Source organism: Prochlorococcus marinus str. GP2 (genome assembly GCF_000759885.1).
Taxonomy (GTDB): domain Bacteria; phylum Cyanobacteriota; class Cyanobacteriia; order PCC-6307; family Cyanobiaceae; genus Prochlorococcus_A; species Prochlorococcus_A marinus_J.
This window is the reverse complement of record NZ_JNAH01000008.1, coordinates 388,933-403,771: the sequence shown is the minus strand read 5'-3', so window position 1 is coordinate 403,771 and position 14,839 is coordinate 388,933. Positions and strand designations below refer to the sequence as shown.

At 32.5% G+C, this 14,839-nt stretch carries 15 protein-coding genes; 7 read left to right on the top strand and 8 right to left on the bottom strand.

The annotated features are described in order from the left end of the window. Position 1: 1 nt before the first annotated feature. Positions 2-595, top strand: a complete 594-nt coding sequence (locus EU91_RS00310; protein WP_032525187.1) for a TVP38/TMEM64 family protein — start codon at positions 2-4, stop codon at positions 593-595. 4 nt (positions 596-599) lie between these two features. Here the strand turns inward: EU91_RS00310 and EU91_RS09565 are convergent, their stop codons facing one another. The 3 genes from EU91_RS09565 to EU91_RS00320 all read right to left on the bottom strand — a co-directional run bounded on the left by EU91_RS09565 (position 600) and on the right by EU91_RS00320 (position 2,623). Then, the gene (locus EU91_RS09565) at positions 600-752 is read right to left on the bottom strand and encodes a hypothetical protein (protein WP_193741648.1); all 153 of its coding nucleotides are present in this window, start codon (positions 750-752) and stop codon (positions 600-602) included. 113 nt (positions 753-865) lie between these two features. Beyond that, complete coding sequence (locus tag EU91_RS00315) at positions 866-2,179, bottom strand: RNA ligase family protein (protein WP_032525265.1); 1,314 nt, start codon at positions 2,177-2,179, stop codon at positions 866-868. Between the two features lie 24 nt (positions 2,180-2,203). After that, entirely contained in the window at positions 2,204-2,623 is a 420-nt protein-coding gene (locus EU91_RS00320) for a hypothetical protein (protein WP_011819289.1), read from the bottom strand. Positions 2,624-2,708: 85 nt separating this feature from the next. Here EU91_RS00320 and EU91_RS00325 point away from each other — a divergent pair, with 85 nt between their 5' ends. Then, on the top strand, positions 2,709-3,236 hold the full coding sequence (locus EU91_RS00325; RefSeq protein WP_032525186.1) for a SprT family zinc-dependent metalloprotease: 528 nt from the start codon (positions 2,709-2,711) through the stop codon (positions 3,234-3,236). Between the two features lie 83 nt (positions 3,237-3,319). After that, positions 3,320-3,883, top strand: coding sequence for a hypothetical protein (locus tag EU91_RS00330; protein ID WP_032525185.1), 564 nt, complete (start codon positions 3,320-3,322; stop codon positions 3,881-3,883). On the opposite strand, the gene EU91_RS00335 is transcribed toward EU91_RS00330, so the two are convergent. Genes EU91_RS00335 through EU91_RS00355 form a run of 5 tightly spaced genes read right to left on the bottom strand, consistent with a single transcriptional unit; the run spans position 3,863 to position 9,322 of the window. Continuing rightward, entirely contained in the window at positions 3,863-4,438 is a 576-nt protein-coding gene (locus tag EU91_RS00335) for a chorismate lyase (protein ID WP_193741651.1), read from the bottom strand. The genes EU91_RS00330 and EU91_RS00335 overlap by 21 nt on opposite strands. A gap of 48 nt (positions 4,439-4,486) precedes the next feature. Further along, positions 4,487-6,454, bottom strand: coding sequence for a tRNA uridine-5-carboxymethylaminomethyl(34) synthesis enzyme MnmG (mnmG, locus tag EU91_RS00340; RefSeq protein WP_032525184.1), 1,968 nt, complete (start codon positions 6,452-6,454; stop codon positions 4,487-4,489). 12 nt (positions 6,455-6,466) lie between these two features. Next, complete coding sequence (dnaB, locus tag EU91_RS00345) at positions 6,467-7,849, bottom strand: replicative DNA helicase (protein ID WP_032525183.1); 1,383 nt, start codon at positions 7,847-7,849, stop codon at positions 6,467-6,469. A 58-nt stretch (positions 7,850-7,907) separates the two neighbouring features. Continuing rightward, positions 7,908-8,363, bottom strand: coding sequence for a 50S ribosomal protein L9 (gene rplI, locus EU91_RS00350; RefSeq protein ID WP_032525182.1), 456 nt, complete (start codon positions 8,361-8,363; stop codon positions 7,908-7,910). 20 nt (positions 8,364-8,383) lie between these two features. After that, complete coding sequence (locus tag EU91_RS00355; RefSeq protein WP_032525181.1) at positions 8,384-9,322, bottom strand: acyl-CoA desaturase; 939 nt, start codon at positions 9,320-9,322, stop codon at positions 8,384-8,386. Between the two features lie 75 nt (positions 9,323-9,397). Between EU91_RS00355 and EU91_RS00360 the strand changes: the two genes are divergently transcribed. From EU91_RS00360 to gcvP, 4 genes are read left to right on the top strand one after another with little or no spacing between them, the layout of a single operon-like run. Then, on the top strand, positions 9,398-10,096 hold the full coding sequence (locus EU91_RS00360) for a hypothetical protein (RefSeq protein ID WP_032525180.1): 699 nt from the start codon (positions 9,398-9,400) through the stop codon (positions 10,094-10,096). Between the two features lie 18 nt (positions 10,097-10,114). Then, a complete protein-coding gene (locus EU91_RS00365; RefSeq protein ID WP_032525178.1) occupies positions 10,115-11,407 on the top strand; it encodes an aminotransferase class I/II-fold pyridoxal phosphate-dependent enzyme in 1,293 nt (430 codons plus the stop codon). Between the two features lie 2 nt (positions 11,408-11,409). Further along, positions 11,410-11,799, top strand: a complete 390-nt coding sequence (gene gcvH, locus EU91_RS00370) for a glycine cleavage system protein GcvH (RefSeq protein ID WP_032525177.1) — start codon at positions 11,410-11,412, stop codon at positions 11,797-11,799. 45 nt (positions 11,800-11,844) lie between these two features. Further along, the gene (gene gcvP / locus EU91_RS00375; RefSeq protein ID WP_032525176.1) at positions 11,845-14,754 is read left to right on the top strand and encodes an aminomethyl-transferring glycine dehydrogenase; all 2,910 of its coding nucleotides are present in this window, start codon (positions 11,845-11,847) and stop codon (positions 14,752-14,754) included. Positions 14,755-14,839 lie beyond the last annotated feature (85 nt).

Below are 14,839 nucleotides of genomic sequence, written 5' to 3'. Positions count from 1 at the left end.
AATGAATATAGTCCTAGAAAATATTTATAATTTGTCTTTTTTTAATACTGGAATTGGCATCTTATCGTTTGTTTGTATTTATATTTTAATTGTTTTATTAATACTTCCAGCTTCTTGGTTATCTTTATTATCAGGTTTTTTATATGGCTCATATTTAGGATCAATTATCGTTTTCATTTCCGCTTCCATTGGGGCATCAGCAGCATTTTTTTTATCAAAAACTTTTTTTGCAAAAAAGCTAAAAAACCTTTTCAGCCGTTATCCAAAATTAAGTATTATGGAAAAAATTGTAGAAAAAGGGGGATTTAAATTAATTTTTTTAGCGAGATTATCTCCGATATTTCCCTTCAGTATTCTAAATTATTTTTATGGTTTGAATAATATTAAATTTAGAGATTTCTTTCTTGGCCTTCTTGGAATTATTCCAGGAACTTTTCTTTATTGCTCAATAGGTAGTTTGGCAAAAAGTCTCCAGGAGTTAAAAAATGTGCAATCCCCAAATAATTTATATATGACTCTCATTGGTGTTGTCTCAACTTCTTTAGTTGTATATTTTTTAGCTAAATACTCTAAAGAATATTTTGAAAATTCCTAAGAATTTAATCTTTAATATTCCAATCTTTTATAGATGCAATTAAGATAAACCAAAATAATCTAACTTTACCCAACAAAGTTTTATTGGTTTCTAATTCAATATATTTTGCTTGTCCACAGGGTGTTTTTATGTAGTTGAAAACTTTTTTCTTTGTCATAAAATTGCAAAAAATACTGATAATTATTCTTATATTTTACAGCTAAGATTTTAAGTTTTTTAATAAAAACCACATTTTTATTGACTACTTTATTCAAGAGCACTTTTTAAAATTTAAATTTTTTCTCCAGATTTAAATCCTCTAAAGCATTTGAATCTAGGAAACCTAAGACTAAAAGCCACTGCATCCTTTGATTTTGTTTTAGCATCAGCTCTGATTTCTACAAGTTGACCAACGAGATGATTACGTTTTGACCAGTATTCTTCACGTTGTATATCACTAAATCCGCTTCCGCAACTAAGACTGTATTCATACCCATCATCCTCTCCTTCTACTAGGATTGCTCCCAGCCTACCTTTATTACGACCTGTACCTTCCTCAACCGATACAACTTTTAAAGTGACTTCAATGAAAGGTTTAGCTTTTAACCAACTGTGTGTTCTTTTACATTCATAGATAGCATCAGGGTCTTTAATCATTACTCCTTCATATCCACCCTCCACGGCAGATTTATTAAGTTGAACAAATCTTTTCTGTCCCTCAATAGTGTCGAGATCTACATTTTCCCATTCAAGTGATTGTATATGTTTTAGATGCATAGAATGTTTTGCTACCCATTCTTTTACTAATAAACTTCTTCTAGTTTGACTAGTATTCCACCTTCCTTTTTGAAAGTTTTCAAGGGGACATAAGTCAAATAGGTGGAGAACTGCGTCTTTGGTTTGTTTACCATCTTTTCTATGGACCTGTTTCATTAAATCTTGAAAGTTAGAGCTCATTACTTCACCATCGAGTACTAAGTCATAAGGTGCTGGGTCTTCTTTTAAGACGTTTTCTATTTCTGAGATAATATGACCAAAATTATGAAATTGTTTCCCATTGCGAGAAAACATTTCTACTTTATTTCGTCTAATAATAGTTAAGACGCGTACACCATCTAATTTGATTTCAATTTGCTTTTTTCCTATCATTTTTTTTTCATGATTTGCACTGTCATGAGCTAGAGGACAAGAAAAAATAGGTATACAATATTTCGGAAATTTATTTGCTATCTTGTTTATTGTTTTTTCAGATACACCACATCTAAGATCTTTAATTAAAATTCGTCTATAAAATCCATTCCACTCTTCTTTTGTTGCAGATTCCATAGCCTCAAGAATTGCATCGCGAGCAGCGTGACCAGTAAGTTCTCTTTGAATAAGCTTATTGGCTAATTTTCTAAAATCCTCCCATAAAAAATTTTGACTTTTTTCGGACTCTTTCTCAGGAACAATTTTTACACCAAAAGTTACCAATGGATCAAGTGCCATACGGATTCCTTCAAAAAAATCATCTAAACCTTCTTCCATCGCTTTTGAGATGATTTTTTCTTTATCTAATCTACTTGGGTGTAATTCTAATTGATGTATTATTTCTTCTTTAAACAATTCTTTTTGCCTCACAAGAAATGATTAATTCACTTTAGCTATTCTGTCAATTTTCCAATCATTGTCAGTTTTTGCGAAAGTAAAATCTAATGGGAGCTCATCTTGTTTGTCTTCTGACTTTAAATTCAAGGTTATTATGATTTGATCTTCTTGGACTCTAGGTCTTCCTGATTTTAAATTTCTATATTTATTGAGGTTTAAACTTGCTAAAAATTTAAGAAAGTCTTGTCGCTTAACATGAGTTTTATAAGTTTTTGTAGTTAAACCATAAGCTGCATCAATCCTGCCAGCAGCTATTTGATCAAAAAACTTTCTTACTAATGGATTAATTCCTCTGGCGCTTATAACTAATTTGACTGCATTAAAAGTCCAAAACGAAACTAGTACTGCTCCGCCAACTAATAACGCTTTAATTCCGATATCTTTTACTAGTGTTGCATCCATGTTGATTTGAGTTTTTTATTACTTTAAGAAAAGAAATCGTTTTTGATGGCTTTTTTTGTCAAAATAATACTAACTTTAATCCAAAATGTCTGTAATTCCTCTTTTACCTTTATTTCATAGATTTAATAACCAATATTTTGAAAATTCTTTAGTGGTTGATAATCAACCTTTAGTAAAAGTTAGATGGAGTGACAATAGATTAAAAACTACTGCTGGCTTTTATAAAAGAAAACGAATTAATGGTTTTGTGGATTCTGAAATTATCTTATCGAAACCTATTTTGAGTAAATTATCTATTTGTGAAATAAACAGTACTTTATGTCATGAAATGATTCATGCATGGGTAGATAGGATATTAAAAAAAAATGAGATACATGGCCCAAATTTCTTAGCAAAAATGAATGAAATTAATGAGAAACAGAATAACTTTCAAATTTCTGTGAGGCACTCATTTCCTATTGAAAGGAGAGAATTAAAATACATAGGAACTTGTCAAAATTGTGGTGAGAAATTTTTCTACAGGAAAAGAATAAAGAATATTGCATGTAAAAAATGTTGTGTAAATTTTTTTAATGGATTATGGAATAAAAAATGTTTAATTTTGTTTGATTAAAAATATAAGATGTGTTTTTGTTTCTATATTTGGAATTATTTAATTTTTTAATGTAATTTATATTTTAAAAAGCATAATAATTTATGGATTCAAGGAGAATTAGAAATCTTAGAAATAGTTTTGATAGAAATATTGTTGATAAACAAGTTGATAAAATTTTTGAAACTGGAAGACAATTCGTTGATGGGGTATCTGGGGCTAGGCCAGGTCAAAGAAGGAACTCAGATTTTCAAAGAATAACAAGTAAGAGTGTTAAAAAAGTAGGAAAATGGGTATCAGAAAAAGTGGATTTATTTTTAGATGAAGATAATGATGATTGGAATGATGATAATTTTTACGATGATACTAGCGATATTAAGTCATTTACTAGAGAATCCAATTCTTATGAATCTACTAAACCTTATTCAAAAAGGCCTTTAGAAGCAATATCTTTAAGGCAACAAAAAAATTTACAGACAACTGAGCAAAAAAAATTACCTTATGGGAAAGAGAATCAAAACGAAGATTGGCCAGATGAAACGGATTTCAAAGTTGAAAGATGGCAAAGAGATTCAGAAAAAGAGAATAATTTATCAAGAATTCAATTAAACCAACAAGGTCAATCAAAATCAAGAAATCTTCCCAGATCAAGAAGAAGAAGAGTATAATTTTGTAAATTCTGTAATTCCTGAGTAACCTAATAAACTTTCTAAATGTGGATTGAAGACTTCTCTTATAATTGTTAGGGGTTTTTTGTCTCGAAAAAATCTATAATTTCTAGACCAGAATGGTCCTTTAAAACAAAATTGATCTTCTAACCAATTTGAATTTACAAGAGAAATTCGGTCAACTTCTCTAAACAATTCTGATCTGTCTTGTGTCAAATTCTTCCATATTGGCTCTTCTTTGGCTTTTAAATTTTCATTTACTTGTTCTGCATTCCACCAACTTTCAGCCCATGCTAGATTTTTATTATTGTTTTTAATCCATACTTGTCTTCTAATTAAGGGACCATTCAACTGATTTAATTCTTTAGGACCTTCTTGAATGTATAGAGGATCTATTTGCATTGCAATTAATTTAATTTTTGTCTCTTGATTAGTTAAAAGCTGTAGATGTCTAGTTGGACTTCCATCTCCAAGCAGCATTAATTTCCATGAACCAGATATTTCTGGGAGTGAATTTTTCACTAAAAAAGTAGAAGCTTTTTCTTCCCATAAAATTTTTGGTGACTTAAAAAGTTTATTATTCAGTGATCTGAACTATTGCTTTTAAGATGATAACTTTTTTTCGACAAAAATATTTGCCTTTTCTTTTTTTATTTCTCTTATTTTTAGCCAAACAAGTAATGCAGTTAAATCAGCTTTGCTTACTCCCGGAATTTTTGAAGCATCACCAAAATTTTTTGGCTTTATCTTATTCAAATTTTCTCTAGCTTCTAAAGATAATGTATCTATCTTTGCATAATTTATTTCTTTAGGCAGAGATTTACAGCTTTGGCGATTTATTTGTTCAATGTTGTTTTTTTGTCTTTTAAGATAACCCTCATATTTAATATCTATTTCGACACCTTGCTGTATTGAAGAAGCTATATTTTTTTCAGTTAAATTATAGTTGATTAAATCTGAATAATGAAAGTTTGGTCTTTTTAAGAGTTCTTTCAAAGTTGTTGAGCCTTTGATTTTTGATCCCGTGGCTATTTCTATTTTTCTTGCTATTTCATCCGTGTTTTTTAAACGAGTGTTTTTTAATCTTAATTTCTCTTCTTCAAGGAGTTTCATTTTTTCTTGATAGACCGACCATCTTTTCTCATCAATTAGCCCTATTTCATAACCTAATGGGGTTAATCGCCTATCTGCATTATCTCCTCTAAGGGTCAACCTGTATTCACTCCTACTAGTAAGAACTCTATATGGTTCTTTGAGATCTTTGGTAATTAAATCATTGATCATTGTTCCTATATAGCTGCTTTCTCTTGTGAAGATTATTGGATCTTTTTTGTTTAGTTTTCTTGTTGCATTGACTCCGGCAACTAATCCTTGTGCTGCTGCTTCTTCATAACCAGTTGTTCCATTAATTTGTCCAGCGCTAAATAAATATTCAATTTCTTTCGTTTCGAGTGATGTTTGGAGTTGTGTTGCAGGTATATAGTCATACTCGACAGCATAAGCTGGTCGCAACATTTTACATTCATTTAATCCAGGTAAGGTTCTCAAAAGTTCTAATTGAATATTTTCAGGTAAACCTGTAGAGAATCCTTGAACATATATTTCAGGGGTATTAATTCCTTCTGGTTCTAAGAAAATTTGATGTGATTCTTTATCAGCGAATTTAACGATTTTATCTTCAATTGATGGACAATATCTTGGCCCCTTACTATCAATAAAACCGCCGTAAATAGGAGTTAAATGTAAATTGTCTCGAATTAGTTGATGTGTTTTGGCAGTTGTTCTCGTGATATGACAACTAACTTGGGGCATATTATTTTTGATATCTGGATCGAACGAAAAATATTTATCTGCTGCAGTACTTGGTTGAATATCTAATTCATCAAAAATGATACTTCTTTTATCAACTCTTGCTGGAGTTCCTGTTTTTAAACGTTCTGTTTTGATACCAATTTCGTGCAAATTTTGAGTAAGACCTTTTGCTGCTTGTTCGCCCGATCTACCAGCTGACATTGATTTATTTCCTATCCATATTCTTCCTTCTAAGAACGTACCAGCCGTTATGATAACTGATCTTGCTGAATAATAACTACCAAAGAAAGTCTTTACACCCTTTATTCTTTTTTTTATGATTTTTTTTGAGTTCAATCCAATTTCTTCAGTTTTTGCAATATCCAGTTCAGTAATCATTGCCTCTTTTAAAAATAAATTATCTGTATTTTGTAGTATTTCAATCATCTTTTTTGAGTATTCTCTTTTATCTGTTTGAGCTCTTAATGCCCATACAGCTGGTCCTCTACTTGCATTTAATATTCTTTTTTGTATCGCTGTTTCATCAGCTAATTTACCAATAATTCCACCTAATGCATCAACTTCATGTACCAACTGACTTTTCGCGGGTCCGCCAACTGCAGGGTTGCATGGTTGCCAGGCAATCCTATCTAAATTAATTGTAAATAAGGCTGTAGAAAATCCTAATTTTGCTGTTGTTATAGCTGCTTCACATCCTGCATGTCCTCCTCCAATAACGATGATGTCAAAAGATTCATTTGTTGAGTGAAGATCTTGCATTTTAGGATAGATTTAATTAGCTAAATTCCTAAATCTCGTAAATTGAGGTTCAAATAACAATTTAACAGTTCCTACCGGTCCATTTCTATGTTTAGTGACAATGATTTCTGTAATTCCTCTATCTTCAGTCTCTGGATTATAGTATTCATCTCTATAAATCATTAATACTAAATCTGCGTCTTGTTCAATAGATCCTGATTCTCTTAGATCGCTTAACATTGGTCTTTTATTTGTTCTAGATTCTACCCCTCTACTAAGCTGAGATAAAGCAACTACTGGTACTTTTAATTCTCTGGCCATGCTTTTAAGACCTCTTGTTATTCTTGAAAGTTCTTGCACTCTATTATCAGGGGTTGTTCCCTCCATCAACTGGAGGTAATCAATCACAATTAATCCAAGTTCTTTTTTTTGTTCAGCTATTAATCTTCTGCACAGAGATCTCATCTCTAAAACGCTTAAGTTAGGCTTGTCATCTATAAATATTGGTAATTGACCTAATGAATTGATACCTTCTCCGAGTAATGGCCATTCATCTTGCTGTAATCTTCCTGTTCTTAGCCTGCCACTCTCGATTCCAACTTCCATAGAGAGTAATCTATATGTCAACTGTTCTTTACTCATTTCAAGGCTAAATACACACACAGGTAAATCTTGAGATTGTGCAACATTTTTAGCCAGATTAAGAACCATTGAAGTTTTCCCCATTGAAGGTCTTCCAGCAACAATTATTAAATCACTTCTTTGAAAACCTTGAGTCATCGCATCAAGATCGTAGAAATTTACTGGAATTCCAGCTACTGAAGTACCTAATGATCTTGACTCTATTTCGTTGAAAGTACTTGTAAGGATTTCAGCTGCTTGAGTAAGACCTTTTGAAGGTTTTTCTTGACTGATTTCAAATATTTTTTGCTCTGCTTTATCTAGAACTTCATTAGTATCTTGAGTTTGATCAAATCCTAGTTGAACCACTTCATTCCCAGATCTTATAAGTTGCCTTCGCATGAATTTGTCATTAATTAAATTAGCAACTTGTTCTATGGAAGCTGTAGAAGAAACATTTTCAACTAGTTCTACCAGTTTGCTGTTCCCTCCAATTTTTTCTAGTGATCCATTATCTGCTAACCAAGCACTCATTGATGTTAAATCAGTTGGTTTACCCTGGGTATGCAACATTAGTGCTGTTCTATAAATCTCTTGATGGGCATTTATATAAAAGGCTTCAGGTTTAATTAAGTCTGCAATTCTTCCGATCGCGTCTGGATCGAGAAGTATGCCACCAAGAACGGCTTCCTCTGCTTGAACGTTTTGAGGAGGTACTAATCCAGAATTTTCACTATTAAAATCCTTTTTAAAATTTTTATTTTGCCCATTATTCGGAAAAGGTACAGAAACCATATCTTTAATTGCTTAGATATATACTCTGGCTACTTTTCAAAATAATGCAACAAATTGATTAACTTGTTACTTCAATATTTACTTCTGCGTTTACTTCTGCATGTAATTTTATTTTTGCAGTAAAGGAACCTAAATTATGAATATCAGGAACGGTAATGTTTCTTCTATCAATTTCTTTTTTAGTTGCCGTTTCTATTGCTTCGGCAACATCTCCATTGGTAACCGTTCCAAAAAGAACACCGTCTTCTCCAACCTGTTTTTTGATAGTGAACCTACCTATTGTAGATAGTGCAGTTTGGAAATCTAAAGCTTCCTGCTTTAATTTATCAGCAGCGATTTTTTCTTTTTCTTTCTTCCTTTCAATTTGTCTAAGGACAGCTGGAGTTACATTCATTGCCTTGCCATAAGGTAATAGAAAATTTCTTGCGTATCCAGGTGCAACTTCAACTAGATCTCCTTCTTTACCTAGTGAAGCGATTGATTCAGTTAATGCGACTTGTACTCTTTTAGCCATGAAAATATTGAACAATATAATTAATAATAAGACCTAGAGGGTAACTTTACTTTTTTTGCAAGACCAAATTTCGCAAGAATCTTAATATGTTCCCATGTTATATCTATTTGACCTCTAAATAATCCTTGTTTTGCCGAGTTGGGAAATGCATGATGATTATTATGCCAACCTTCCCCAAATGTTAATGCAGCAACCCACGCATTGTTTTTAGATGAATCACCACTTTCAAATGGCGCTTTACCCCAACAATGCGTCGCGGAGTTTACTAGCCAAGTTACGTGATAAACAACCACAAGTCTCAATGGAATTCCCCAAAGAACTAAAGCCCATCCTCCAACGCCTAATTTTTGACCTATTGCGTACAAAGAGAGTCCAATAGGAATTTGTAATAATAAAAAATATTTATTTAGAAATCTATAGTATGGATCTTTGATTAAATCTGCACTTAGTTTTGGAACAGCTTTTAGTGCTTCAACGTCTTTAAACATCCAACCCATATGACTCCACCAAAACCCCCTTTTACTATTGTGATGATCTACTTCAGTATCTGAAAAAGAGTGGTGATGCCTATGTAAACCTACCCAATCTATTGGTCCATGCTGGCAACTTATAGCTCCACAGGTAGCAAAAAATCTTTCTAACCATCTTGGAACAATGAACGATTTGTGTGATAACAATCTGTGATATCCAAGAGTGACTCCTAAACAAGCAGTTACCCAGTAAAAAAATAACAGTGATACTACTGCAGGGAGACTCCAAAATTTTGGTTGTATAGCTACAAGAGAAAGAATATGAATTGCAACCATGAAAAATATCGTTCCCCAAGTTTTATGTAGTCTTGGAGGATATCTTTTTGAATGGCTGGAAGGTTCCAGTAATTTTTCTGAGAGTTCTATAACTTTTTCAGCTGGAACAGGTTTTTTTAGTTTTGCTGTTTGTTGGAAAATTACTGAATTCATGATATTGAAATACTATTTTCAAAATTACCGATATGTAATATTATCATACTATACTATTGATAAGTTTAATTATCTGTGAGTCTCGGATATCGCGATAAATTATCTAGAGGTCGAAGGGCTATGGCTCATTTGATACACCTCTGGCATGAAAGAAATGGATGGTCACACAGAGTTTTGCCATTACTTTCAGAAGTTCTTGATTTAGGTAAAGTTCACAATTCGCAAATTTCTAATCTTAGGAATGGGAAGTTATCTTCACCAGGACCTGAAGTATTTCTTGCTTTAGCTCAAGTTAATACGATTCTTGATCAAGGTATAGAAAAAATCAGGGATCGTTTAGAAAGTGATTACCCAGATTTATGGAAATCTTTGGAAGAGTCTGCATTACCCCTAAAAAATGATTCTGGTAATCCATTGTCGGCTGGGGAGTTATTCGAGATATTTTCAGGATTAAAATCTCTACCTTCATCGTTTGACTGGTACATAGAAGATGAAGAAGCTTCTGCTTTAAGTGCTGCTCTTTCAGTGCATTTCTGTCAGAATAAGGCTTGGAGATCATGTAAAATTCAGGTAATGGATGCATATGCTGTTAATAAATCTTCCCGTAGAGAACGTTTTGCTGAGGTAATAGCAGGAATTAGAGATTTTACGGCAGAAGAATTAGATGGAGAACTACTTGATTTATATGAGGCTTCCAAAAAACTTTCTTATTTTCAGGGTAGAGGACCTAATGCTTTCCTCGCAGAATTAAGAAATTTAGCTTCTGAAAAATAATATGAGTTTTCATAATTAATGACACTAAACAATAACTTAAAACTGGCTGAAAACGCTGTTCTTTCTGTCGAAGAGAGTTTGAGTAATGTTTTCCAAGAAAGGTCTAATCAGGTTTTCCATAAATTAGAAAATATTTTGACAATTTTTAAGGAAGAAAAAGTTTCTACTAGTCATTTCAATCAATCTTCTGGTAGTGGTCATAATGATATATCTAGAGAAAAAATTGATGCGGTTTTTGCAAGATTATTTCTTGCTGAAAAGGCAGCTGTGAGGATGCAATTTGTGAGTGGAACGCATGCAATAAGTTCTGTCTTATTTGGAATTCTTAGACCTGGAGATGTAATGTTATCTCTTACAGGACAACCATATGACACGTTAGAAGAAGTCATAGGAATAAGAGGAGGAGGAAAAGGCTCACTTAAAAATTTTGAGATTGAATATAAGCAAATAAATATCTGCGAGAATTTTGATTCTTTTGAAGAAAAAATTGTTCATTCTTTTAAAGAAAATTCATATAAATTAGTATTCATACAAAAAAGTTGTGGATATAGTTGGAGAAAATCCCTGACGAATCATCAGATAGAGAAAATTTTTAGTCTCATTCATTCTCTTGATCCTAAATGTATATGTTTTGTTGATAACTGTTATGGAGAGCTTGTTGAAGATAGTGAACCAATTTCTAAAGGGGCAAATATAATTGCTGGATCATTGATTAAAAATTTGGGAGGAACAATTGTTCCTACTGGTGGGTACGTTGCGGGAGATGAAGAGTTGGTTGAGATGGCATGTTCTAGATTAACCTCACCAGGTATTGGTTCTTCTGCAGGAATAAATTTTGGACTAGGAAGATTAATTTTGCAGGGTTTGTTTTTAGCACCACAAATTGTTCATGAATCACTAAAAGGTGCTGATATGGTTGCAGCAGTATTTAAAAATTTGGGATTCAAGGTTTTACCAGAGCCAGCAACTTATAGATCTGATCTTATTCAGTCAGTAAGATTGAATAATCCTTATTTGGTACAAAAAGTTTGTCAATCTTTTCAAAATTCTTCACCAGTAGATTCTTTTCTGAATGTTGTTCCATCGTCAATGGATGGATATGATTCAAAATTATTAATGGCAGGAGGTACATTTATTGAGGGCAGTACAAGTGAATTTTCTGCTGATGCTCCTCTAAGAGATCCTTACAATATTTTTGTTCAAGGTGGTTCTCATATAGCTCACATCAAAATTGCATTAATTCGATTATTATCTGAATTATTAGATGAAAAATTAATTTCAAAGGATTCTCTATCTCCTTTATCTCCTTAATCATGTCTTACCAGTTTCCAGACAACCTAAACTATGCTGATACTCATGAATATGTTTTGGAAGAAAACGGATTATTAAAAATTGGAGTTAGTGAATTTGCTATAGATCAATTAGGTGATATCGTTTTTGTTGAGTTAGCTGATCAAGGGGCGACTTTAGAGAAAGGTGAGACTTTTGGAACAATAGAATCAGTTAAGGCCGTTGAGGAAGTCTATTTACCTTTTTCAGGGGAAATAGTTTCTGTAAATGAAAGTGTTATTGAGAATCCTGAGCTTTTACAGAATGATCCGATTGGAGAAGGTTGGTTAGTCATTTTAAAACCAGAATTAAAAGCATCAATTGCTGATTTGATGACTTCTGAGGAATATCAATCAAAGGTTGTACCAAAATAAGGCAAATTTTTTAAAACGAGCTATTTTAAAGAAAAATATTTTAATATGACATCCAAATTTGGGTCCGATTTGTTTATAGATAGACATCTCGGGTTAGGAGATAATGATGAAAGAATTATGCTGAACAAGCTTGGTTTTAATAATATTGACCAATTTATAAATCAAGTTATTCCTGAAGATATTCGGTTTAAAGATAAATCTTCAGAAATATTGCCCCAAGGTTGTTCAGAAATTGAGGCTTTAAATGAATTAGAAGAGATTGCGAAGAAGAATACCAAAATGAGATCACTAATAGGCCTTGGTTACTATGGCAATCACATGCCTAAAGTAATTCAAAGACATGTTCTTGAAAATCCTAGGTGGTACACATCTTATACTCCATATCAAGCAGAAATTGCGCAAGGAAGATTAGAAGCTTTATTTAATTTTCAAACTATTGTTTGTGAACTAACAGGATTCCCTGTCGCCAATGCATCTTTGTTAGATGAGGGGACTGCTGCTGCAGAAGCTATGGCCATGAGTTTTGCTGCAAGAAAAAATAAATCTTCAAAAGTGTACTTAGTAGAATCAAATGTTTTTGATCATACTTTTAATGTTTTACAAACCAGAGCAAAACCTTTGGGAATATTCTTAAAACGCTTTACTCAAAGTAACCTTCCTAATCATGATGATGTCTTTGGAATTTTGTTGCAATTACCCGGTAAAAATGGCGAATTATTTGACCCCACATTCTTAATATCCCAAGCACATAGATCAGAAATTATTGTATCGGCTTGTATTGATCCATTGGCACAAGTCTTAATTAAACCAATTTCTGAATTTGGTGTTGATGTAGCAGTGGGTAGTATGCAAAGATTTGGTGTTCCAATGGGTTTTGGTGGCCCTCATGCCGCATATTTTGCATGTAGCGAAAAATATAAAAGGCTGATACCTGGAAGAATTGTTGGGCAAACTCTCTCTAAAAATGGAGAAAAGTCTTTAAGACTAGCATTGCAAACAAGAGAGCAACATATTAGAAGGGAGAAGGCCACAAGTAATATTTGTACTGCTCAATCTTTATTAGCCATAATTTCTTCTTTTTATGCTATTTATCATGGCCCCTCTGGATTAACGCAAATTGCTAAGAGATTAGTGGAGTTGAGAATAAACTTAGAATCATGTTTGGTTGATTTAGGTTTTGATATACCTGATGGGATTAGATTTGATAGTGTAGATGTTTATTCTGAGCATTCCCAAAAGATCCATAATGAAGCGTTAAAAAACGGCTTTAACTTTAGAATTTTGCCCTTGGGATCAACTATTGAAGATTCAACTGGCTTTGGGATCTCTTTAGATGAGCTTAGTAATGAAAAAGAAATCAAAGATATTTTGACTTTCATAGCGAACCTCATAGAAAAAAAAGAAGATTTAGAGCATATAAAATTTGATAAAGGATTTCATCTTGAAAGTTTAGCTCTGAGATCCACTGAATGGATGCAGCAAGATATATTCACTAATTATCAAAGTGAAACTGAATTAATGAGATATATATACCGACTTGCTGAAAAAGATTTTTCTTTGGTAGATGGAATGATGCCATTAGGAAGTTGTACCATGAAGTTAAATTCTGCAGCAGAGTTAAATCCAGTCTCTTGGGCTAATTTATCTTCTATCCATCCTTTTTCTCCGTCAGATCAAACTAAGGGGTATTCAAAAATAATATCTGACCTAGAAAAATGGATAAGTGATATTGTTGGTTTAAAATCAGTTTCTTTTCAACCAAATGCAGGTTCTCAAGGAGAGTTTGCGGGTTTATTGGCAATAAATTCTTATTTTGAATCAAAAGGCGAACTTTTAAGAAAAAAATGTTTAATTCCTAAAAGTGCTCATGGAACCAATCCTGCTAGTGCAGTTATGGCAGGTTTTGATGTTTTAACTGTTGAATGTGATGACGAAGGAAATATTGATTTTCAAGATTTGTCGACCAAGGTCAAGAAATTTGATAACCAAATCGGAGCTCTTATGTTGACCTATCCTTCTACTCATGGAGTTTTTGAATTACAAATTAGAAAGATATGTGAATTAATTCATTCTGTTGGAGGATTTGTCTATTTAGATGGAGCAAATTTGAATGCTCAGGTTGGATTATGTAAACCCGGGGACTATGGTGTTGATGTTTGTCATTTGAATTTACATAAAACATTCTGTATTCCACATGGTGGCGGTGGTCCAGGAGTTGGTCCAGTAGCGGCATCAGAAACTTTAAGCCCATTTCTTCCTACTCATTCGTTAATTGATAATAATTTCTTTAATAGTTCCAATTTCGTATCTTCCGCCAAGAATGGGAGTGCAAGTATTCTTCCAATAAGTTGGATGTATATAAAAATGGCTGGTCTTAGTGGTTTAAGAAAAGCAACTTCGCATGCAATTTTATCTGCAAATTATATTGCGCATTCTTTAAAGCATAAATTTAAGATTCTTTATAAAGGAAAAAATAATTTTGTCGCACATGAATGTATTTTAGATTTTAGAGATTTAAAATCCAAAACCGGTTTGAGTGTAAATGATTTAGCTAAAAGATTAATAGATTATAGTTTTCATGCCCCAACTATAAGTTGGCCTGTTCCAGAGACCATAATGATAGAGCCTACCGAAAGTGAAGGTTTGGCAGAATTAGATAGATTTTGTGAGGCTATGCTATTGATCGGAGAAGAAATCAGTGAAATAGAAAATAATATTGAATTAAAAAATAATAATGTAATAAGTAATGCTCCCCATACGCTTAAAGAGTTGATTGCTGATAATTGGCATTATCCTTATTCTAAAGAAAAAGCTTCTTTTCCTTATAAAACTCCTACAACTATAAAGTTTTGGTCCACAGTTTCTAGGATTAATAATGCATACGGCGATCGCAATTTAATTTGTTCTTGTAATGTAAATCAAGGAGAGACGTTAGAAGAAAAAAAATGTGCTTAAAAGACTAGCGTACTTGTGTTTACTTGGTTATTATCAATGTGAATAAAAATTTAATATTTTCTTATAGAATTTTTTTAAATTTTTT